Here is a 21,234-nt window from a genome sequence, read left to right on the forward strand (position 1 = left end):
CGCGATAAGCGAGCTGTTAAGTCGGGTGACGCACGTTGCGGGATGGCGTCCGGTCAGCGTGCGCCCGCGGAGGCGAATATGCGGACTTCAGGTCCTGTGGCGTCGGCGCGTCCACCTCACCTTAACCCTGTCACTTTACCCAGGATTGCGATCCCGAGCGCGCGCTCGGTCCAAGGACATATTTGATGAGCTTCATTTCAAACCTCCGCATCCCCGGCAAGATTCTGCTGATCGTGGCGATGCTGCTGTCCCTCACCGCGGCCATGACCGCCTTTGCGGTGATCAAGGCCAACGAGATGGCGGCGGCCACCTCCCGCCTGGTCCATGATCCGGTGAAGGGCAATTCCCTGGCCGCCCGCGCCGACAGCGCCTTCACCCGCATGCACCAGATCGCCTACGAGAGCGTGGTGGAGACCGACGACGCGGCGCTGGAGGGGCTGAACAAGGAGTTCGACGCCCGGGTGGCCGAGGTCCGGGCCGCCCTGACCGAGATGAAGCCGCTCATCGATGGCGAGCACGTCGCCCCCTACAACACCCTTTTGCAGAGCCTCGACGCCTATGTCGCCCTCGACAAGGAACTGCGCGACCAGCGGATGATCCACCTGCTGTTCGACTGCGAGACCACCCTGCAGGACAAGATGAGCCCGGTGTTCGACAAGGCCGACGCCGCCGTCACCCTGCTCACCAAGCAACAGCAGAAGGACATCGACCAGTCGGCGATCGACGCCGCCGCCGACCGCCAGGCCGTGCTCTGGTGGCTGGTGGGCGCCGGCGCCCTGGGCGGCCTGCTGATCGGCGCCCTGTCGCTCTATATCTCCCGCAAGGAGATCGCCGGCCCTATCGCCGGCATGACCGACGCCATGGAGCGGCTGGCCGGCGGCGATCTCTCCACCCACGTGGCCGGCAAGGAGCGCCGCGACGAGATCGGGGCCATGGCCCGCGCCGTCCAGGTCTTCAAGGAGAACGGCCTGGCGCTGACCACCGCCGAGGCCGAGAAGGTCCGGCTGGAGGCCGAGACCGCCCAGGAGCGCCAGCGCGCCGAGGCCGAACGCACCGCGCTGGCCGCCGAGCAGGCTCATGTGGTGTCGGCCGTGGGCGAGGGGCTGTCGCGCCTGTCCGACGGCGACCTGCTGCACCGCCTGCCCGACGATTTCCCCGCAGCCTATGTGAAGCTGCGCGACGACTTCAACCGCGCCATGAGCGGGCTGGAGGAGGCCATGCTGGTGATCGCGGCCAATGCGTCCAGCATGCAGAACGGCGCGGGCGAGATCTCCGGCGCCGCCGACGACCTGTCGCGCCGCACCGAACAGCAGGCCGCCTCCCTGGAGGAGACCGCCGCGGCCCTCGACGAGATCACCGTGACGGTGAAGAAGTCCGCCGCCGGCGCCGAGCAGGCCAATGCGGTGGTCAACGCCGCCCGCGGCGACGCCGAGCGCTCCGGCGCGGTGGTGAGCGAGGCCGTGGCCGCCATGGGCGAGATCGCCTCGTCCTCCACCCAGATCAGCCAGATCATCGGGGTGATCGACGAGATCGCCTTCCAGACCAACCTCTTGGCCCTCAACGCCGGGGTCGAGGCGGCTCGGGCCGGCGACGCGGGCCGCGGCTTCGCGGTGGTCGCCTCCGAGGTCCGCGCGCTCGCCCAGCGCTCGGCCGAGGCCGCCAAGGAGATCAAGACCCTCATCGCGGCCTCCACCCGCCAGGTGGAGAGCGGCGTGCGCCTGGTGGGCGAGACCGGCCAGGCCCTGTCGGGCATCGTCGACAAGGTCAGCGAGATCTCGGGCCTGGTGTCGGAGATCGCCGCCTCGTCCCAGGAGCAGGCCACCGGCCTCAACCAGGTCAACGCCGCGGTCAACCAGATGGACCAGGTGACCCAGCAGAACGCGGCCATGGTGGAGCAGTCCACCGCCGCCAGCCACAGCCTGGCCCAGGAAGCCCAGGAACTGAACCGCCTGGTGGCCCGCTTCAAGACCGGCGGCGCGGCCGCCGCGCCGCAGTCGGCTCGCCGCGCGCCGCCCGCCGCCGCCCACGCCCCGCGTCCGCAGATGCGCGCCACCGCCCAGGCCAAGGCGCGTCCGGCCGAAGACTCCTGGGAGGAATTCTGACCCTCGGGATTCGACCCGCAACCTCCTCCTTCGCGGTTCGTCAGTAAGGCCCTCCCCCTCCCCAGGGGGAGGGCTTTTTCTTGCGGCGTCGGGGCGAGACTGCGGCGCCGGCGCCACGGTCGGCCCATGGTGAAGCTCGGGTTCAGCGAGCCGCTTGCGCGTATTTAGTTTGTCGAACATACTAATTGTTAGAACAACGGTTGAGCGATAGCTCCATCGGCCCGCAGCTTAGACGGGACAACACGCCACGGGAGGGCGTCATGGGTATGAAGCGGCCAGTTTCACTGCGTCTCGGCGCGTCGGTCATCGCTCTGGCGGCGGGCCTCGCTGGCCAGGCCTGGGCCCAGGACGCCAGCGAAGTCTCCGAAATCGTCGTCACCGGCACCTCGATCCGCGGTATCGCGGCCACCGGCTCGCCGGTCACCGGGGTCGACCAGGAACAGCTCAAGGCCTCGGGCGTGGCCTCGGCCAGCGAGGTCACCAAGCTGCTGCCGGTGGTGCTGAACCTCGGCGCCGACGAGGCGCGCAACTCCTTCACCGGCGGCGCCCAGGACGCGGCGGCCAACGGCACGGCGGTGCGCACCGTCAACCTGCGGGGCATAGGGCCCGAAGCCACCTTGCTGCTGTTCAACGGCCGCCGCCTGGCCCCCAACGGGGTGATCAAGGCCCTGTCGGACATCGACCAGATCCCTGCCGTGGCCCTGGCCCGCATCGAGGTCGTGGCCGACGGCGCCTCGGCCATCTACGGCTCCGACGCCGTGGCCGGCGTGGTCAACCTGATCACGCGCAAGAACTTCGACGGGGCCGAGACCGCCTATCGCTACGGGGCGGCCGACGATCTCTATCAGCGGGTCTATTCCCAGACCTTCGGCAAGACCTGGGACGGCGGCAGCGCCTTCTTCGCCTACGAGCACAATGAGCGCAGCCACCTGTCGGGCGCCGATCGCCCCTGGGCCAGCCAGGACCGCCGCGCCCGTGGCGGCTCCGACGCCCGGCCCTTCACCGCCGCCCCCGGCAATATTGTGATCTCGGGCGTCCGCTACGCCCTGCCCAACACCAATGGGGTCGGCGTCAGCCCGGCCGCCCTGGTGGCCGGCACGGCCAATCGCTACGACGAGGCCGCCGCCGCCGACCTGCTGCCGGCCCAGGAGCGGGACACCCTCCTGTTCAACGTCCACCACAAGGTCGATGACCGGCTGGAGCTCTGGTACGAGGGCTTCTATTCCCGCCGCAAGTTCGACCTGGCCGCGCCCCCGGCCCTGTTCAGCCTGGCGGTCCCCAACACCAATCCGTGGTTCGTGGCCCCGGCCGGTGTGACGCCGACCCCCACGAGCGAGACGGTGGAATACCGCTTCGTCGACGACCTCAATCCCAACTCCACCGGCTGGGAAAACTCCCAGCAGAACGCCGTCGGCTTCGTCTTCGACGTCACCGACGACTGGCAGATGCAGGGGTCCTTCGACCACAGTATGGACCGCGGCTTCCAGTCGCGTCAGAGCGTCCTGAACAACGTGGTGCTGGGGGCGGCGCTGCGCTCGTCCAACCCGGCCACGGCCTTCAACCCCTTCGGGAACGGGACCTTCAACCAGGGTAACAACCTGGCCCTGCTCAACCTGATCGACGGCGAGCGCGACCAGTACGGCACGGCGATCAGCAAGGACTTCCAGCTCAAGGCCGACGGCCCGCTGATGAGTCTGCCGGCCGGTCAGGTGCGCCTGGCCCTCGGCGCCGACTATCACAACAACAGCTTCCGCCAGTCCCTGTTCGCCACCAATGTCGCCGCCGACGGCAGCGTCACCTCCAAGCTGGTGGTCAACCGCCGCAATGTGCGCGGCGTGTTCGGCGAACTGTTCATCCCCCTGGTGGGGAGCGAGAACGCCGTGCCCGGCGTCGAGCGCCTGGACCTGTCCCTGGCCGGCCGGGTGGAGAAGTATTCCGACTTCGGCCGCACCTCGAACCCCAAGGTGGGCCTGGTCTATTCGCCCTTCGCGGGCCTGAGCCTGCGGGCCACCTACGGCACCTCGTTCCGCGCCCCGTCCCTGGTGGACGGCGCCGACCAGATCCTCAACATCTTCATCCAGAACCTGACCGACCCCACCTCGGGCTCGGGCACGACCCGGGGCATCTTCTACAACGGCGGCAATTCCAAGCTCGGCCCGGAGGAGGCCACGACCTGGTCCTACGGCCTGGACTGGAACCCCTCGTTCCTGAGCGGCCTGCGGGTCTCGGCCACCTATTACAAGATCGACTACACCAACCGCATCGACGTGGTGCCCAACAGCGCTCTGACCAACGCCGCGGTCTACGGGGCCTACGCCCTGCGGCGGCCGGCGGCCTCGGACGTGGCCGGCAACGCGGCCTTCGACGCCCTGGTGGCCACCTTCATGACCAGCCCGGACCTGCAGAACCCGGCCGAGGCGGTGACCAACATCAAGGCCATCATCGACGGCCGCCGCCAGAACCTCGGCAGCCTCAAGCAGGACGGCCTGGACGTGAACGTCGGCTACCGGATGGAGACCGGGATCGGCGAGTGGAGCGCCTCGGTGGACGTGGCCAAGATCTTCAACGTCAAGCGGCGCACGGCCGCCGGCGCGCCGGAGATCGACGTCAACGACACCTTCGGCAACCCGGTGGACCTGCGGGTCCGCTACGCCCTGGGCTGGCGGCTGGGAGGCTGGAGCGCCAACGCCTTCGCCAACTATGTCGACAGCTTCAGGAACACCGCCATCACCCCCAATGTCGAGGCGCCCAGCCAAACCACCTATGACGCCACGGTCTCCTACGCTTTCCCGGAGACCGCGCCCTACCATCTGGACGGGGTGCGCCTGACCCTCTCGGCCCAGAACCTCACCGACGAGGATCCGCCCATCGTGCTCAACGGCACGGTCAGCTGGGACAGCCAGACCGCCTCGCCCATCGGCCGGATGGTGGCCTTCGAGATCAGCAAGAGCTGGTAGGTTCCTCCTGGCGGCGCGGTCGTCCCCACAGCCGCGCCGCCGCCTTCCATTCCGCCGGAGTCCGCGATGCGCCTTTCAGCCCCCTTGGCCTGGATGGCCGCCGCCGCTCTCCTGATGCTGGGATCGCCCGCCGCCGCGGCGGCCTTCGGCGCCTATCATCCCGCGCCGCAGTACGACGAGGAGGTGGTCACCTCCTTCTACCTGCCCATGCGCGACGGCACGCGCATCGCCGTCTCCCTGCATCGTCCGTCCAAGGACGGTAAGGCTGTCGAGGCCCGCCTGCCGGTGATCTGGCACAACACCCTCGCCATCGACGCGGCGGGGACCGGCAAGCCGCCCCCCGGCCTGGCGAGCCTGACCCGCCAGGGCTATGTCGTCGCCGTCGTCGCCCGGCGCGGCAACGGCGCCTCCTTCGGGACCCGCCGCGGCTATGAGGACCTCACCGAGGGCTATGACGCCTACGAGGTCACCGAGTGGCTTGCCGCCCAGCCCTGGTCGGACGGCAAGGTTGGGATGTTCGGCTGCTCCAACACCGGCGAGGCGGTGATGCACGCCATCGCCGCGCGCCCCCCGCACCTGGCCGCCGCCTGGGCCGGCTGCTTCGCCTGGGACCGCTTCGACGGCCATACGCGCGGCGGGATCATCGCCCAGTTCGGCGCCGGCCCCAGCCGCACGGTGGAGCAGGACTTGCAGACCAATCCGGTCCAGGGCGACGAGGCCAAGACCTTGCTGCGCCAGGCGGCCGAGGAGCACCTGCTCTCCACCAACCTGCTGGAGCTGATGAAGGGCATGCCCTATCGCGACTCCTACTCCACCCTGGTGATGAGCCGCTTCTGGTACGAGGTCAGCCTGGGCGCCGTGGCCGACCAGGTGAGGCGGGCGGGTGTGCCGCTCTATGTCCAGGGCGGCTGGCTGGACGACTTCCGCACCCAGGGGCTGGTGACCATGGCCAACCTGCCCGGAACCCGGATGCTGATCGGCCCCTGGCGCCACTGCCGCAATGAGGGCTTCGACTTGCAGAGCGAGCAGCTGCGGTTCTTCGACTATCACCTGAAGGGAATCGACACCGGCATCGCCGCCGACGCCCCGCTGCACTACTTCACCATGCGGGGTCCCAAGGACGGGCAGTGGCGCGCCACCCGCCAGTGGCCCCTGCCGGCCGCCAAGGCGACGCCGGTCTTCCTCGACGGCGGCAAGCTGGCGGCCAAGGCCGGCAAGGGCGCGACGCCCTTCACCGTCACCTACGACACCCCGTGCCCGGCCGAACCGGTGGGCGCCTTCTCGGTCTCCTGCCATCCGGAGGGCGGGGCGAGCTTCATGCAGGGGCCCCTGAAGGCCGACACAGAGGTCACCGGTCACCCCATCGCCGACCTCTGGATCACCTCGAGCGCGCCGGACGCCAACCTCTTCGTCGTCCTGGAGGACGTGGCCCCGGACGGGACGATCACCGTGGTCACCGACGGCCGCCAGAAGGCCTCGCTGCGCCGGCTCAACCCGTCCCCCTGGCCGCTGCTGGGCCTGCCCTGGCATCGCAGCTGGAAAGAGGACGCCCAGGACCTGAAGCCCGGCGAACCGGCCCAGGTCACCTTCGACCTGCTGGCGACCTCCTATGTCTTCAAGGCCAGCCACCGCATCCAGATCACCGTGGCCGGCGCCGACTACCGCGAACGCGCCCAGCCGCGACTCACGCCCGCGCCCACCCTGACGGTGCTGGCGAAATCCTCGGTGAGCCTGCCGATGATCAGGTAAAGCGCCGCGGCCAGTCTAGCCGAGCCTCAAATGCCTGAGATTGTGGTCAGTAGGCCATGAAGCTGTCCAGCCCCAGCAAGGGGAGGAGGCTGCCGATGTCCTTGGCGGCGCGGACTTGGGCGAGCAATGGCGGGAGGACATTGTCGGACTCGTCGTATTGCCCGTGATCCTCGGGGAAGGCTTCCAGCCAGGCGCAGGCCCGAGCCTGCACCTCGCCGAGCGTCAAAGGTTCAAGCGCCTCCAGCTCATGCTCGATTCTTGATTGTGGCTTACCGTACAGGAGCAGCGATACGACCGCCGCCCATAAGGATTCAGCGCGGCCTATTCGAGTCACGGACCGGACGATCCAACGGCGCCCGTCGGCGTCAACGAGCTCCATCCCGATCTGGCGGTTGTGTTTAAGCGTGAGGGGGCCACAGGAGGTGAGTGTGTTGAGGTCCTGGAAACCCCACATCGCGGGCTCCGGTGTGAACCCCAGCACCGGAAAATGAAAGCCGGCTTCCGTAGTCTTCATATGCGCCTCCCGCATGGAACATAGAGGGAACAACGAATCAACCTTCGCTGCAAGTCAGCGTGCTCAACGGGGAGCGGGAGGCTGATCGCTGTCGGTCTCGAAGGGTCGGCTGAGGTTTTCCCAGGTGTCGGATGCGTAGCCCGCGACGCCCGTCGGTACGGCCTTCATCCAGTCCGTTGTGCCGTACCAGACGCGCCGGATAGGGTCGTATCTCGGCTCTCCCTTCCAGCTGCCGGTCAGCCGCCGATGCTGCGCCTTTGGAAGCACCTTGAGCAGCGCATAGTGGTTGCGCGGATCCTGGGCGCTCCGACTGGTCCCCTTGAGGGCGATGGTGTGGTGAATTTCGTCGCCCTTTTTCGCAAGTCCAGCCTTTCGGATTTGGTAGGCGGCAGCACCGGCCGTCACAGACCCCTTCTTCAATACGCCGATACCTTTTCTCGCGGCGTTCAGCCCTTTGAAGGCGACTCCGAGGGGCAAGGCGTCGGCCACCGCCATTGCGCCATTGAAGGTCGCGCCGGCGTAGTTCCCATCCTGAAGATCGGCGACCGCTTCCCAGGCCGGCCCGACCACCGGAATGAACGACTCCGCCAGGTTCGGGCGCGCGATCGCTGGGCCGTTCTGAAAGTCATGCAGCGCGTCCTGAGCGACATCGAGGGGCGAGCGAAATCCTTGATCCTCGGCTTCCCGCTTCGCCTTCAGCTTGGCCATTTCCTGGTCGTACAACTCGCCGGCAGGATCCGGCACGGTCCGCGGCTGCCCGCGTGGCGCGAGGGCCATCTTCTTCTCCATCCATGAGGTGTGGAATCTTACACGCCTGCCTTGAGCAGGCGCGGAGCCTCCGCCTAAGCGGGGCGAAAAACTAAAGAAGACGCTCTTGCTGCTGGCCGTGTCCGCTCAGCGCGGATGGTCATATGCAGTGATGGTCAGGCTTGCACCGTTCCATACAAGCCGCCCCTAGTCAAGAACAAATAGGGAACAACCTGGTGTCCTGCGAGGGCGCCCACGATTCTCATGAAGCCAAGCGCCACGCTCTTGACCGGACCGTCGCGCCCGTAAATAGTATGTAGAACATACAAACAGACTTTTCGAGCTATCTGGGAGCCGCGCCATGTTCATCCGCAATCGCTGGTATGTGGCGGCCTGGGACAAGGAGGTGGGGCGCAAGCCCCTGGCGCGCACCATCTGCGGGGAGAAGGTGGTGCTGTACCGCCGCGCCGACGGCTCGGCTGCGGCGCTGGCCGACTTCTGTCCCCACCGCCTGGCGCCCCTGTCGCTCGGGACCGTGGAGGGCGACAACCTCCGCTGCGGCTATCACGGCCTGGTGGTGGACGGGTCCGGCGCCTGCGTGGAGATGCCGGGCCAGGACGCAGCCCCGCGGCTCTCGGCGCGGGCCTATCCCCTGGTGGAGCGCTACCGTTTCGTCTGGGTGTGGATCGGGGAGGCCGCCCTGGCCGACCCGGCCCTGATCCCCGACCTCTGGTTCTGCGAGCACCCCGACTGGACCTTCGAGGGCGATGTCTACGCCGTGGCCTGCGACTACCGCCTGCTCGTCGACAATCTGATGGACCTCAGCCACGAGACCTATGTCCACCCGTCCTCCATCGGCCAGAAGGAGATCGTCGAGGCCCCCATCGACACGCGGCTGGAGGGTGAGCACGTGGTCGTCGAGCGCTGGATGAAGGGCATCGACGCTCCGCCGTTCTGGCGCACCTTCCTGGGCAAGGACGGCCTGGTGGACCGCTGGCAGATCTGCCACTTCGCCCTGCCGTCGGCCGTCACCATCGAGGTGGGCGTGGCGCCCGCCGGGACCGGGGCGCCGGAGGGCGACCGTTCCCAGGGCGTCGAGGGGGTGGTGGTCAACTTCATGACCCCGGAGAGCGAGACCACCTGCCGCTACTACTGGGGGATGGCGCGGAGCTTCGACATCGGCGACGCGGGCCTCACCGAGCGCATGCGCCAGAGCCAGGCGGGCGTCTTCGACGAGGACGTGGTGGTGCTGGAGGCCCAGCAGCGCAATATCGACCTGCGCCCCGACCTGCGGTTGGTGACGCTCGGCATCGACGCGGGCGGCGCCCACGCCCGCCGGCTGATGGAGCGGGCGGCCCTGGAGTCGGTCCAGGCCCCGGCCTAGGCTGGAGCCATGACCCTGAGACTGATGCTGGTGGGCGACCTCGTCCTGGACGAGCCCAAGGCCGACTTCTTCTTCGACCTGTCCCGCGACGCGCTGGGAGAGGCCGACATCCTGGTGGGCCATGTGGAGGTGCCGCATACCGATCGCGGCACGGAGTCGGTGGGGGACATCCCGGCCCCCGGGGCCCCGCCGGAGAACCTGGCCGCCCTCGGCCGGGCCGGGTTCCACATCGCCACCCTGGCGGGCAACCACATCCATGACCGTGGCGCAGACGGGATCGCCGACACCGTCGAGGGCCTGCGCGCCCTGGGGATCGAGACCACCGGCGCCGGCGCCAACCTGGCGGCCGCCCGCGCCCCGGCCATCGTCGCGCGCGGGGGTCTGAAGATCGGCGTGCTCTCCTACAACTGCGTGGGGCCCAAGGAGGGCTGGGCGGCCGAGCGCCGCGCCGGCTGCGCCTATATCAAGATCATCAGCCACTATGAGCCGGAGGGCGCCAATCCGGGCGGCCCGGCCAAGGTCTACACCTTCGCCGATCCGGATACGGTCGACGCCATGGCCGCCGATATCGCGGCTTTGCGGCCCCTGGTCGACGTCCTGGTGGTCGCCTTCCACAAGGGGGTGGTCCACACCCCCGCCCACCTGGCCATGTACGAGCGCGCCGTGGCGCGCGCCGCCATCGAGGCCGGCGCGGACATCGTCACCGGCTCCCACGGCCACGTCATCCAGGGGGTGGAGACCTATCGCGGCAAGCCGATCTTCCACGGGCTGGGCAACTTCGTGGTGGTCACCAAGGCCCTGTCCGTGGAAGGCAATGATAGCCCCGAGCGCAAGGCTTGGGCCATCAAGCGCAAGGTCCTGTTCGGCTTCGAGCCGGACCCGGACTATCCCCTCTATCCCTTCCACCCCGAGGCCAAGAACCTGATCCTGGCCGACTGCCTGATCGGCGACGACGGGTCGGTGAGCGCCGGCTTCCGGCCGGGTTGGATGACGCCGGCCGGCCAGCCGGAGGTGCTGGGCGACGACCCCCGCGGCCAGGCGGTGGTGGACTATGTGGCGCGCATCGGCGCCGCGGCGGGGCTGAAGACCCGCTTCGCCTGGGACGGGGACCGGGTCACCTTTTCCTGACGTTGACACGGATCGGCGAAAACCGTTTACTCAACAAACGATATAACAAACAAACGAATTGGGAGCGGCAAGGTGGCGGAGGGAGAGGACAGGCTCGGCCGTCCGGCGGCCGTCTGCTTCGCCCTTGGCGGCGTGGGTCTGTTCGCCGCTATGGCCGTGGATTTCCTCAGCGTGGTGGGCCGTCATGTCGGCCTGCCCTTCGCCGGCGCCATCGAGATCGTCCAGGTCTGCGTGGTGATCGCCGCCTCGGCCGCGCTGGTGGGCGCGACGCTCGCCGGAACCCACGCGGCCGTCCATGTGATCACCGAGCGCCTGCCCGCCGGGCCGCGCCGGATGCTGGCCCGCCTGGCCGCCCTGCTGGCCACCGTGTTTTTCGCGGGCCTCGCCGTCGGCGGCCTGTGGCTGCTCTCCGACACCCTGCCCGGCGATGAGCGCACCGACCTGCTGCACCTGCCCCTGGCGCCTCTGCGCATCCTCTGGTGCGGCGCCTGCGCGGCCGCGGCCCTGCTGTTCCTGATCCAGGTCTTCCGGCCCAAGCCCGCGGAGGCCGTCCTTGAGCCCTGACATGATCGGCGTCCTGGGCGTCGTCGCCCTCCTGGTCCTGCTGGCGCTCGGCGCCCCCATCGCCGTCTCCCTGGGGGTGGTGGGGATGGCCGGCCTGGCGGTGCTGATCTCGCCCGAGGCGGCCCTGATCAAGGCCGGGGTCGTGGCCTTCGACATGGTGTCGAAGTACGAGCTGGGGGTCCTGCCCCTGTTCCTGCTGATGGCCCACCTGTGCTTCGCCGCGGGGGCCAGCCAGAACTTCTACGACTCGGCGGCCAAGTTCATCGGCCACAAGCCCGGCGGCCTGGCGCTCGCCTCCATCGTCGGCTGCGCGGGCTTCGGCGCCATCTCCGGCTCCAGCCTCGCCACCGTGGCCACCATGGGCCTGGTGGCCCTGCCGGAGATGCGCAAGCGGAACTACTCGCCGGCCCTGGCGACAGGGGCGCTGGCGGCGGGCGGCACCATCGGCTCGCTGACCCCGCCCAGCGCCGCCCTGATCGTCTACGGCATCCTGGCCGAGCAATCGATCGGGCGGCTGTTCACCGCCGCCATCATCCCGGCGGTGACCCAGGCCCTGTTCTACATGGCCGTCATCTGGATGATCTGCAAAGTCCGGCCGTCGATGGGGCCCCCCAGCCCCCGCGTCGCCTGGCCCGAGCGCATCGCCTCGCTCAAGGGGCTGATCGATGTGGGCCTGCTGGTCCTGCTGGTGATCGGCGGCATCGCGGCCGGCTGGTTCTCGCCCACCGAGGCCGCCAGCATCGGGGCCATGGGCGCGCTCGCCATCTGCGCCTGGCGCCGCCGCCTGACCCTGCCGGCCCTGTCCAAGGCCGTCGGCGACACCCTGCGCACCACCGGCATGATCTACGCCATCATCATCGCCGCCATCATCTTCTCCACCTTCATCAGCGCCACCGGCTTCGGTGAACTGATCAGCGGCGCCATCGCCGACGCCGGCCTGTCGAAGCTGGGGGTCATCGTCGCCTTCGTCGTCCTGCTGCTGGCGCTGGGCATGTTCCTCGACGGCCTGGCCATGATGACCCTGGTCATTCCGATCTTCCTGCCCATCACCCACCAGATGGGCATAGACCCCATCTGGTTCGGCATCCTGATGGTGCGGACCATGGAGATCGGCTTCGTCCACCCGCCGGTGGGGATGAACGTCTACGTCATCCACAACCTGGCCCGCGACATCCCGCTGATGACCATCTTCAAGGGCATCGTGCCCTTCCTGCTGGCCGACCTGGCCCACGTCGCCCTGATCGTGGCGGTCCCGGCCATGGCGCTGTTCCTGCCCAAGCTGCTCGGAGCCTGATGATGGCCGATGTCTTTGCGCCCTTCGCCCAGGCCCTCGCCGACCGCGAGGCCGCAGCCCGCGCCCACAAGGCGGCCGGGGGCAGGGTGGTGGGCTGGCTCACCAACACGAGCCCCAACGAACTGATCGCCGCGACGGGCGCCTTCCCCCTGCAGCTGGCGGCCGGCGCGGACGCCACACCGCTCGGCGACCGCTACATGGAGGACCTGTTCGACCCCATCGTCCGCGCGGTGTTCGAGGGCCTGCTGGACGGCCGCTACGACTTCGTCGACGCCGTGGTCCTGCCGCGCACCTCCGACTCCGTCCAGCGCCTCTACTACTATCTCTGCGAGGTCCGCCGGATGGGCGAGGCCCATGTGCCCGAGCCCCTGCTCTTCGACCTGCTGCACACCCCCTGGTATTCCAGCGCCGAATACAATTTCAGCCGCACCCTCGAGCTGAAGGCCGCCCTGGAGCGGGTCACCGGGACCGCCGTCACCGACGCCGACCTCACCGCCGCCATCGGGACGGCCAACGCCCGCCGCGCGGCGATGCGCGATCTCGTGGCCCTGCGGCGCGAGGGGCGGATCACCGGCGTCCAGGCCAACCAGCTCTTCGCCGCCAAGGGCGCCATGGCGGGCGCGGCCTTCGACGCGGCCCTGGCCCAGGTCCTGGCCGCCCCCGCACCGGTCTCCCGGGCCCCCCGCATCGTCCTGGCCGGCAGCCCGCTGGACACGCCGGCCCTGCACGCCCTCGTGGAGGGCGCCGGCGGCCGGGTGACAGGCGATTTCCACGAGTTCGGCGAGCCGATGATCGGGCCGGACATCGAGGCGGGCGCCGACCCGCTGCGCGCCCTGATGGCCCACTATCACCGCGACGTGGTCTCCAGCCGCACCTTCCCCCAGTCACCCAAGCCGCTCGCCGACTTCGCCCGGGCCTGCGGGGCGCAGGGCGTGATCTTCAACTTCTATGCGGAGGAGGAGGCCCTGACCTGGGAGTATCCGGCCCAGCGCCGCGCCCTGGAGGCTCACGGGATCGCCACCCTCTGCTTCGAGGGCCAGCCGCACCATCCCGACGCCGCGGCGCTCTCGCCCCTGCTGGCCAACTTCATCGGTGGGCTGACGGCCCGCGTGCCGGCATGAGCGGCCTGCTCGCCGGCTATCGCGTCCTCGACCTGGGCGGGGCCCTAGGCGCCGCCTGCGGGCGCTTCCTGGCCACCCTGGGCGCCGACGTGGTCAAGGTCGAGCCCCCCGGCGGCGATCCGGCGCGCCTCGACGCCCACGGCCGTCTCGATCCCGCCTGGATCGCGCGCAACCTCGGCAAGCGCTCGGTGGTGCTGGAGCTGGACAGCCCGGACCTGAAGGCCCTGGCCGCCAAGGCTGACATCCTCATCGACGCCCTGCCGGCCGCGAGGCGGGCGGTGCTCGGCCTCGACCACGCGACCGCCAGCCGGACCAATCCCGGCCTTATCGGCGTCTCCATCACCCCCTTCGGCTCGGCCGGCCCCTATGCCGACTGGGCCGGCGGCGAACTGGTCTGTTCGGCCCTGGGCGGGACCATGGCGGTCACCGGCTATCCCGACCGCGCCCCGGTGAAGGAGGCCGCCGACGCCTGCGTCTTCCACGCCAACGGCTCGGCCGCCGCCGGGGCCCTGTTCGCCGTGGTGGAGCGGGCCACCTCAGGCCTTGGCCAGCACGTCGACGTCTCGATCCAGGAGGTGGCGGCCAGCCGCAACACCAACGGCGTCCTGGCGTGGCAGTTCGACCGCAAGCTGCTGCCCCGCACCGGGGTTCAGATCGCCTATGGCATGGCCAAGATCCGCTGCATCTGGCAGCTGGCCGATGGCTACGCCTTCCACAGCCTGGCCTCCGGCCGCGCCGGCGCCGCCCCCAACGCGGCCCTCTGCGCCTGGATGACCGAGGCCGGGTTCGACTGTCCGATGGCCGAGGTGGACTGGCCGACTTACAACCGCTCCACCGTGCCGGCCGAGACCCGCGCCCAGTGGGAGTCGGCCATGGACGCCTTCTTCCAGACCCGGACCAAGGCGGAGGTCGCCGCGCGGCGCGAGATCAACGCCACCGTCGCCAACGAGCCCGGCGACGTCCTGGCCGACCCTCACCTGCTGGCCCGCGGCCTGTTCGCCCAGGCCGGCGACCTGGTGGCGCCCAAGGCCTTCATCCGGGCCGGCGAACTCTCGATCGGGACCGCGCCCGAGATCGGCCAACACACCGCCGAGGTCCTGGCCGAATGGCCAGCCGCGTCGACGGCCGCGCACGTGGCCAAGCCCAGCCACGAGCCGCCGCTGAAGGGTCTGAAGGTCCTCGACTTCTCCTGGGCCCTGGTGGGTTCGGTCACCACCAAGAACCTGGCCGACTACGGGGCCACGGTGATCAAGGTGGAGAGCTCGACACGCCCCTGCCTGTCGCGCATCGACGTCCAGGTGGCGGCCTCGAAGGCGGGCCAGTTCGACGACAAGCCCTGGTTCATCCACATGAACACGTCGAAGCGGGGTCTACGGATCAATATGAAGCACCCCCGCTGGCGCGAGGTGATCGATCCCCTGATCGCCTGGGCCGACGTGGTGGTGGAGAATTTCTCGCCCGGCACCATGGCCTCCCTGGGCCTCGACTACGAGACGCTCAGGGCCCGCCGTCCCGACCTGATCATGCTGAGCGGCTCCATCTACGGCCAGACAGGACCGCTGGCGCGCACGCCGGGGGTGGACGGCACCGGGGCGGCGCTCTCGGGGCGGCTGTTCATGACCGGCTGGTCCGACCGTCCGCCGGTGACCCCCAGCGCCGTGCCCTATGGCGACCTGCTGCTGCCCCCCTACATGGCCGCCGCCCTGGCCGCCGCCGTCGACCACCGCCGCCGGACGGGGGAGGGGTGTCACATCGATGCGTCGATGTACGAGATCTGCGTCCAGCAGATGGCCGGCGCCATGCTGGAAGCCCAGATCGACGGCCCGCCGCAGCGCACCGGCAACGCCGACCGCGCGGTCCTGCTGCAGGGGGTCTATCCCACCGCCGGCCAGGACCGCTGGATCGCCATCTCGGCCGAGGATGAGGCGGCCGTCGCACGCCTCGCGGGCCTGATGGCCGGCACGCCGAGCGACGATACGATCGCTGCCTGGACCGCGACACAGGACGGCTACGCGCTGATGGCCCGCCTGCAGGGCGCGGGCGTCGCCGCGGGCGTCGTCCAGACCTGCGCCGACCTGGTGGACCGCGACCCGCAACTCCGCGAACGCGCCTTCCTCACCTGCCTCGACAACCCGGTCCTCGGCGCCTTCGAGCACCAGGCCCTGCCCTACAAGCTGTCCCGCACGCCCGCCGTCATGACCACCGCGCCGGGCCTGGGCCAGCACAATGAATCCATCTGCCGCGACCTCATCGGCCTCTCCGCCGAGACCTATGCCGAGCTCGCCGCCGCCCAGCTTTTCGAGTAGCCGCCATGACCGACAAGACCGACGACATGATCCGCCAGACCGGCGAACGCTCCAGCAAGCGGCTCAATTCCACGGCGCTGGCCACCCGGTTCCAGCGCGAGTTCGTCAAGGAGCTGCAGGAGCGCGTCGTCGAGAAGGGCGAGCCCTTCGCCATCGTCCAGGCCGACACCCCGCACGAGATCTTCCACGTGATGGACATCCCCATGGTGACCAACCAGTGGTGGGCGGCCTACATCTCGGCCAAGCAGCTCTCGCCCTACTATTTCGAGGTGATGGAGCGGGAGGGCTTCCCGGCGTCGTCCTGCCGCTACTGCTCCCTGGGCCTGGCCTGCACCCTGGACAACGATCCGGAGAAGGCGCCCTGGGGCGGCCTACCGCGGCCCACCGTCCTGGTGGCCCGGCTCACCTGCGACTGCATCCAGCGGGTCTTCTCCCTGTGGGCCGAGGCCCTGGGTTCGCGCTTCTATCCCCTGGAGGCGCCGGGCTGGGAGCACAAGGACGGCCAGTGGTTCACCAAGGGCAAGCTGGAGTGGGACGAGGTCTACACCGCCCAGCGCATCGACCTGCTGGTGGAGGAGATGAAGGGCCTGATCCGCTTCCTGGAGGCCGAGACCGGGCGCACCTTCGACAACGGCAAGCTGCTGGCCCTGATGCACAGGATCAACGAGCAGGAGGAGCTGATGGAGGAGGCCGCCCAGCTGGCCACCCGCACCATCCCCTGTCCGGTCGGCATCGCCGAGCAGATGCCCAACGCCATGATCCCCCAGTGGCACCGCGGCGCCGACTGGGCCGTGGAGCACGCCCGCCTGTTCCGCGACGAGGTGAAGGCCCGGGTCGAGGCCGGGGCCTCCGTCGCCAAGACCGAGAAGATCCGGCTGATGTGGATCGGGGCGGGCCTCTGGCACGATCCCGGCTTCTACGACGCCCTGGAGGAGCGCCTGGGGGCGGTCTTCGTCTGGTCCATGTACCTGCCCTTCACCGGGGCCAAGTACATCCGCTACAACCTCGACGATCCGCTGCGGGCCCTGGCCAGCCGCATCTGCGGCATGAACGAGGTGCTGCACCTGCCGCCGTGGATGAACGACTGGATGGTCTCGGAGGCCAAGGCCTGCCAGATCGACGCCGCCGTCATCCTGCAGCCCACCACCAATCGCCTCTCGGTCTCCGGCACCAAGTTCACCAAGCTGGCCCTGGAGAAGGCCGGCGTCCCGGTCTACGAAATGCCCGCCGACATGGTGGACGCGACGGAATGGAGCCATGAGAGAATGGTTGACGATGTCGCCCGTTTCCTCAAGGAACGGACATCCGCCGCGCGCGAATAGCGCTGAAAGTTAGCCGCCCATGCCGCCAGTCTCCCCCAAGGCCGCGCCGGTCGTCGACCTGCCCGCCGACGTCGATCTGGGCGTGCTCAAGGACGTCATCGGCTTCCGCATCCGGCGGATCCAGAACCACCTGTCGCGGTCCTTCATCGATCGCATCAACCGCAAGGAGGTGCGGCCGGGCGTGTTCAGCGCGCTGGCCCTGATCGCCGCCAATCCGGGCCTGTCGCAGACGACGCTCGCCCGCGAGATCGGCTTCGACAAGGCCACGGTTGTGGCCCTGCTCGACAGCCTGGAACGCCTGGGCTGGGCCGAGCGCCAGCGCTCCACCGAGGACCGCCGCCGCCACTCCCTCTATGTGACCCCGGTGGGGGAGAAGGCCCTGGAGGACCTGCGCGAGGTCGCGGTCATCAACGAGGCCAAGATCCACGTCGCGCTGAACAAGGACGAACGCGCCCAGCTCTTCGGCCTGCTGGACAAGCTCTACGTCGCCTGCTTCGCGGATGAAGAGATCTAGCCAATCCAATTCCTCCCCGGGGAGGTGGATCGCAGGGGCAGCCTGCGAGACGGAAGGGGCTAGGGCGTGGCCGTTGCACAGCCCCAGCCCCCTCCACCGCTGCGCGGTTCCCCTCCCCCGGAGGGGGAGGAATTAGTCTCAGTCCTTGCCCACCAGCTTGGTCACTTCCTCCACCTGATCGGGCGTCAGCTTCCAGTCGCCGGCCTTGGCGTTGGCGACGATCTGCTCGACCTTGGTGGCGCCGGCGATCACCGAGCTCACCACCGGGTGACCCAGGATCCAGGCGAAGGCCAGCTCCAGCAGGGTGTGGCCGTTGTCCTTGGCCCAGGCGTCCAGCTTCTCGATCCGGTCGAAGTTCTTGTCGTTCAGGGCCGCGGCGCCGCGCGGGCCCCAGGCGGCCAGGCGGGTGCCCTCGGGCGGCGCCTCGCCGCGGCTGTACTTGCCCGACAACAGGCCCGAGGCCAGCGGGAAGAAGGGCAGGAAGCCCAGGCCGAACTTCTCGCAGGCCGGCAGCACCTCGCGCTCCACATTGCGTTCCAGCAGGCTGTAGTTGTTCTGGGCCGAGACGAACCGTTCCAACCCTTGCGTCTTGGAGATCCAGTCCGCGTCGGCGATCTGCCAGCCGGTGAAGTTGGAGTTGCCGAGGTAGAGGACCTTGCCGTCGCGCACCAGGTCGTCCAGGGCCCGCAGGGTCTCCTCGATGGGGGTGTCCGGATCGGCCCGGTGCATCTGGTAGAGGTCGATGCGGTCGGTGCCCAGGCGCTTGAGGCTGGCTTCGACGGCGCTCACCACATAGCGGCGCGAACCTCCCGCGCCCTCGCCCATGGCGAACTTGGTGGCGAGCACGGCCTTGTCGCGCTTGCCCTTCAGGGCCGCCCCGAGGAACTCCTCCGATTTCGTGCCGCCATAGACGTCGGCGGTGTCGAAGAAGGTGATGCCGTTATCGAGGGCCGCGTCGACCACGACCTGGGTCTCCTCGGCGCTGATCCGCATCCCGAAATTGTTGCAGCCCAGGCCGATGGCGCTGACCTTCAGACCGCTCGTCCCCAATCGCCGCTGTTCCATGTCGCCGCTCCCAAATGCATTTGTTTGAATGCGGGGAACATAGGACCGGATTGCGCGCCCGCGCTAGCTCAGGCGCAGCTGACGACGTCGAGTTCGGCGTCGGTCTCGTCCAGCACGGTCTGGATGGCGATCAGCAGGCGCTCCAGCTCCAGCGGCTTGGGCACCAGGACGTCCATGCCCACGGCGATGTATTCGGCCTCGTGATGGGCCATGGCGTTGGCGGTGAGCGCGATGATCGGGGTGCGGCGGCGGCCCTCGGCCTTCTCCCAGTCGCGGATCAGCCGGGTGGCGGTGGGTCCGTCCATCACCGGCATCTGCACGTCCATGAGGATGGCGTCCCAGTCGCCGCTGGCCGCGGCGGCGACGGCCAGCTCGCCATTGTCGACGCAGGTCACCTCGACGCCGACCTGGGCCAGCAGGGTGCGCAGCACCAGCTGGTTCATCGGGTTGTCCTCGGCCGCCAGGATGCGCAGGGCCGAGCCGTCCCGCAGGGGCGGGGCCTCGAAGGCCTCGTCGCGGACGGCGTGGGTGTCGGAGTTTCCCAGCCGGGTGAGCGGCAGGCGCACGGTGAAGACCGAGCCCTCGCCCAGGCGGCTGGCGACCTGGATGTCGCCCCCCATCAGGGTGGCCAGCTCCCGGCAGATGGCCAGGCCCAGGCCCGAGCCGCCGAAGCGCCGGGTGGTGGAGGTGTCCTCCTGGACGAACTTCTGGAACAGGGCGCCCTGGCGGTCGGGATCGATGCCGGGGCCGGTGTCTGCGACCTGGAACACCAGGTGCGGGCCGGCCACCGAGACGCCGACCCTGACCTCGCCGGCGCCGGTGAACTTCACGGCGTTGGAGACCAGGTTGTAGAGGATCTGGCGCACCCGGGTCGGGTCGCCGGCCCAGACGCCGCGGGCCTCCGGCGCCACCTCGACGGTGAAGCTGAGGTCCTTCTCGGTGGCGAGCGTGGTGAAGGTGGCCTGGGCCCCCTGGACCAGTTGAGCGACGTCGAGGCTGGAATCCTCCAGCTCCAGGCGGCCGGCCTCGATGCGCGACAGGTCCAGCAGGTCGTTGAGCAGGGCCAGCAGCGTTTCGCCGGCCTGGCGGATCACCATCAGCCGGTCGCGCTGCTGCGGCGGCAGCTCGTCGCGGGCCATGGCCTGGGCCATCCCCAGCACCCCGTTCAGGGGCGTGCGGATCTCGTGGCTCATGGTGGCCAGGAAGGCCGACTTGGCGGCGTTGGCGGCGTTGGCGTCGTCGCGGGCGCGCTTGAGGTTGGCGTTCAGCTCCCGCAGCCGCCGCTCCGACCGCTTCAGGTCCTGCACCGACTGGGTGATCACCACGCAGCGCACCGGCCCTTCGCCGGCGAAGCGGGCGGCGGTCATCCGGAACCACTCGCCGCTCACCGCCTGGTAGGCGCGGATGAAGGACTCGGTCTTGCCGGCCAGGACGTTGCGCAGGCCGCGGCTGAGCGCCTTGCCGTGGGCGCCCGGCAGGCGCTCCAGCACGCTGAACAGGTTGCGGCCCAGGGCGTAGGTCTCGGTCTTGGTGATCTCCGCCCCAGCGGCCTTGAAGGCCTTGTTGGCGGCGATGATGGCCCCGGTCTCGTCGATGACGGTCAGCATGGCCGCCACCCCGTCGATGACGCCGCGGCCGAAGCGCTCGGACTCCAGCAGCTCGGCGTGGGCCAGGCGCTGGGCGGTGATGTCCTGCATGGCGCCGTGGATGGCCACGCACTTGCCGTCCACCAGCTCGGGCTCGCCGACGATGCGGAACCACTTCTCCTGCCCGGCGGCGGTGAGGACGGGGGAGTCCAGCTCGATGCGGGCGCCGCTCTGCATGGCCGCGCGCAGGTGTTCGCGCACCGCGTCCCGGGCGCCGTCGGGATAGATCTCGAGGGAGCCCTGCAGGGTGTCGACGGCGCGGGGCCGGCCCAGCATCTCGCAGATCTCGGGGCTCCAGCGGACCTCGGCGCTGCGCAGGTTCACCTCCCAGCCGCCGAGCTGGGCCAGGTGGCCGGCCGAGCGCAGGGAGGTGGAGGTGGCCTTCAGCCGGGTCTCCAGCATCTTGGCCGAGGTGACCTCGGTCTGGACGGAGACGAAACCGTCATGGGCGCCGTCGGCGTCGAAGGTCGGGCGGACGTCGAGGTCGATCCAGAAGCGGCGGCCGGCCTTGCCCTGCAGCTGCACCTCGCGGCGGAAGCCCCGGGCCTCGGCCATCGCCTGGCGGATGTCGGTCAGGGTCTCGGGATCGGTTTCGGGGCTCTCCAGCAGGGCGCACGGCGTCATGCCGCGGGCCTCCTCCAGATTGAACCCGCAGATGGCGGTGAAGCCGGCGTTGACCCAGTCGATCCTGCCCTCGCGGTCGAGCAGGATCATGCCATTGGCGCTGGCGCGCGCGATGTTGGCCAGACGGGTGTCGAGGTCGGCCTGCATCCTGGGGGCGAATTCCTCGAAGCCAGCGATCCTTCCCATGCTTAATACTC

The 21,234-nt window shown here is 69.5% G+C and carries 15 protein-coding genes; 11 read left to right on the forward strand and 4 right to left on the reverse strand.

The window, feature by feature from the left end; genetic code table 11:
* The first annotated feature begins 185 nt into the window (after positions 1-185).
* The 3 genes from ACO06I_RS19995 to ACO06I_RS20005 all read left to right on the forward strand — a co-directional run bounded on the left by ACO06I_RS19995 (position 186) and on the right by ACO06I_RS20005 (position 6,808).
* Entirely contained in the window at positions 186-2,102 is a 1,917-nt protein-coding gene (locus ACO06I_RS19995) for a methyl-accepting chemotaxis protein (protein ID WP_421934371.1), read from the forward strand.
* 260 nt (positions 2,103-2,362) lie between these two features.
* Complete coding sequence (locus ACO06I_RS20000; RefSeq protein WP_421934372.1) at positions 2,363-5,059, forward strand: TonB-dependent receptor plug domain-containing protein; 2,697 nt, start codon at positions 2,363-2,365, stop codon at positions 5,057-5,059.
* A gap of 66 nt (positions 5,060-5,125) precedes the next feature.
* A complete protein-coding gene (locus tag ACO06I_RS20005; RefSeq protein ID WP_421934373.1) occupies positions 5,126-6,808 on the forward strand; it encodes a CocE/NonD family hydrolase in 1,683 nt (560 codons plus the stop codon).
* A gap of 46 nt (positions 6,809-6,854) precedes the next feature.
* Here ACO06I_RS20005 and ACO06I_RS20010 read toward each other — a convergent pair whose 3' ends face one another.
* Both ACO06I_RS20010 and ACO06I_RS20015 read right to left on the reverse strand, forming a co-directional pair.
* Positions 6,855-7,322: a hypothetical protein gene (locus ACO06I_RS20010; protein WP_421934374.1), complete on the reverse strand. Its 468-nt coding sequence runs from the start codon at positions 7,320-7,322 to the stop codon at positions 6,855-6,857.
* A gap of 63 nt (positions 7,323-7,385) precedes the next feature.
* The gene (locus tag ACO06I_RS20015) at positions 7,386-8,099 is read right to left on the reverse strand and encodes a hypothetical protein (RefSeq protein ID WP_421934375.1); all 714 of its coding nucleotides are present in this window, start codon (positions 8,097-8,099) and stop codon (positions 7,386-7,388) included.
* Positions 8,100-8,430: 331 nt separating this feature from the next.
* Here ACO06I_RS20015 and ACO06I_RS20020 point away from each other — a divergent pair, with 331 nt between their 5' ends.
* The 8 genes from ACO06I_RS20020 (at position 8,431) to ACO06I_RS20055 (ending at position 17,702) form a co-directional block, all read left to right on the forward strand.
* Positions 8,431-9,453, forward strand: a complete 1,023-nt coding sequence (locus ACO06I_RS20020; protein ID WP_421934376.1) for a Rieske 2Fe-2S domain-containing protein — start codon at positions 8,431-8,433, stop codon at positions 9,451-9,453.
* Positions 9,454-9,462: 9 nt separating this feature from the next.
* On the forward strand, positions 9,463-10,581 hold the full coding sequence (locus ACO06I_RS20025; RefSeq protein WP_421934377.1) for a CapA family protein: 1,119 nt from the start codon (positions 9,463-9,465) through the stop codon (positions 10,579-10,581).
* Positions 10,582-10,653: 72 nt separating this feature from the next.
* Positions 10,654-11,145, forward strand: a complete 492-nt coding sequence (locus tag ACO06I_RS20030; RefSeq protein WP_421934378.1) for a TRAP transporter small permease — start codon at positions 10,654-10,656, stop codon at positions 11,143-11,145.
* Positions 11,135-12,439, forward strand: a complete 1,305-nt coding sequence (locus tag ACO06I_RS20035; protein ID WP_421934379.1) for a TRAP transporter large permease — start codon at positions 11,135-11,137, stop codon at positions 12,437-12,439. Before ACO06I_RS20030 ends, ACO06I_RS20035 begins: the two co-directional genes overlap by 11 nt.
* Positions 12,440-12,441: 2 nt before the next feature.
* On the forward strand, positions 12,442-13,560 hold the full coding sequence (locus tag ACO06I_RS20040; RefSeq protein WP_421934380.1) for a 2-hydroxyacyl-CoA dehydratase: 1,119 nt from the start codon (positions 12,442-12,444) through the stop codon (positions 13,558-13,560).
* Positions 13,557-15,866, forward strand: a complete 2,310-nt coding sequence (locus ACO06I_RS20045; protein WP_421934381.1) for a CoA transferase — start codon at positions 13,557-13,559, stop codon at positions 15,864-15,866. The genes ACO06I_RS20040 and ACO06I_RS20045 overlap by 4 nt, the downstream gene beginning before the upstream one ends.
* Before the next feature lie 5 nt (positions 15,867-15,871).
* Positions 15,872-17,188 (forward strand): 2-hydroxyacyl-CoA dehydratase subunit D, encoded by a 1,317-nt coding sequence (locus ACO06I_RS20050; RefSeq protein WP_421934382.1) that lies wholly within the window; start codon positions 15,872-15,874, stop codon positions 17,186-17,188.
* 19 nt (positions 17,189-17,207) lie between these two features.
* On the forward strand, positions 17,208-17,702 hold the full coding sequence (locus ACO06I_RS20055) for a MarR family winged helix-turn-helix transcriptional regulator (RefSeq protein WP_421934383.1): 495 nt from the start codon (positions 17,208-17,210) through the stop codon (positions 17,700-17,702).
* Between the two features lie 138 nt (positions 17,703-17,840).
* Here the strand turns inward: ACO06I_RS20055 and ACO06I_RS20060 are convergent, their stop codons facing one another.
* Together ACO06I_RS20060 and ACO06I_RS20065 are read right to left on the reverse strand one after the other, a co-directional pair.
* Positions 17,841-18,767: an aldo/keto reductase gene (locus ACO06I_RS20060; protein WP_421934384.1), complete on the reverse strand. Its 927-nt coding sequence runs from the start codon at positions 18,765-18,767 to the stop codon at positions 17,841-17,843.
* Positions 18,768-18,835: 68 nt separating this feature from the next.
* Entirely contained in the window at positions 18,836-21,223 is a 2,388-nt protein-coding gene (locus ACO06I_RS20065; protein ID WP_421934385.1) for an ATP-binding protein, read from the reverse strand.
* Positions 21,224-21,234: the final 11 nt, after the last annotated feature.

Origin of the sequence: Phenylobacterium sp., from assembly GCF_965229015.1 — a bacterium.
GTDB lineage: Bacteria > Pseudomonadota > Alphaproteobacteria > Caulobacterales > Caulobacteraceae > Phenylobacterium.

What these genes read in the sequence shown, in the direction of transcription:
- ACO06I_RS19995 (WP_421934371.1), top strand. Translation starts at nt 186, where the DNA reads ATGAGCTTCATTTCAAACCTCCGCATCCCCGGCAAGATTCTGCTGATC.
- ACO06I_RS20000 (WP_421934372.1), top strand. Translation starts at nt 2,363, where the DNA reads ATGGGTATGAAGCGGCCAGTTTCACTGCGTCTCGGCGCGTCGGTCATC.
- ACO06I_RS20005 (WP_421934373.1), top strand. Translation starts at nt 5,126, where the DNA reads ATGCGCCTTTCAGCCCCCTTGGCCTGGATGGCCGCCGCCGCTCTCCTG.
- ACO06I_RS20010 (WP_421934374.1), bottom strand. Translation starts at nt 7,322, where the DNA reads ATGAAGACTACGGAAGCCGGCTTTCATTTTCCGGTGCTGGGGTTCACA.
- ACO06I_RS20015 (WP_421934375.1), bottom strand. Translation starts at nt 8,099, where the DNA reads ATGGCCCTCGCGCCACGCGGGCAGCCGCGGACCGTGCCGGATCCTGCC.
- ACO06I_RS20020 (WP_421934376.1), top strand. Translation starts at nt 8,431, where the DNA reads ATGTTCATCCGCAATCGCTGGTATGTGGCGGCCTGGGACAAGGAGGTG.
- ACO06I_RS20025 (WP_421934377.1), top strand. Translation starts at nt 9,463, where the DNA reads ATGACCCTGAGACTGATGCTGGTGGGCGACCTCGTCCTGGACGAGCCC.
- ACO06I_RS20040 (WP_421934380.1), top strand. Translation starts at nt 12,442, where the DNA reads ATGGCCGATGTCTTTGCGCCCTTCGCCCAGGCCCTCGCCGACCGCGAG.
- ACO06I_RS20045 (WP_421934381.1), top strand. Translation starts at nt 13,557, where the DNA reads ATGAGCGGCCTGCTCGCCGGCTATCGCGTCCTCGACCTGGGCGGGGCC.
- ACO06I_RS20050 (WP_421934382.1), top strand. Translation starts at nt 15,872, where the DNA reads ATGACCGACAAGACCGACGACATGATCCGCCAGACCGGCGAACGCTCC.
- ACO06I_RS20055 (WP_421934383.1), top strand. Translation starts at nt 17,208, where the DNA reads ATGCCGCCAGTCTCCCCCAAGGCCGCGCCGGTCGTCGACCTGCCCGCC.
- ACO06I_RS20060 (WP_421934384.1), bottom strand. Translation starts at nt 18,767, where the DNA reads ATGGAACAGCGGCGATTGGGGACGAGCGGTCTGAAGGTCAGCGCCATC.
- ACO06I_RS20065 (WP_421934385.1), bottom strand. Translation starts at nt 21,223, where the DNA reads ATGGGAAGGATCGCTGGCTTCGAGGAATTCGCCCCCAGGATGCAGGCC.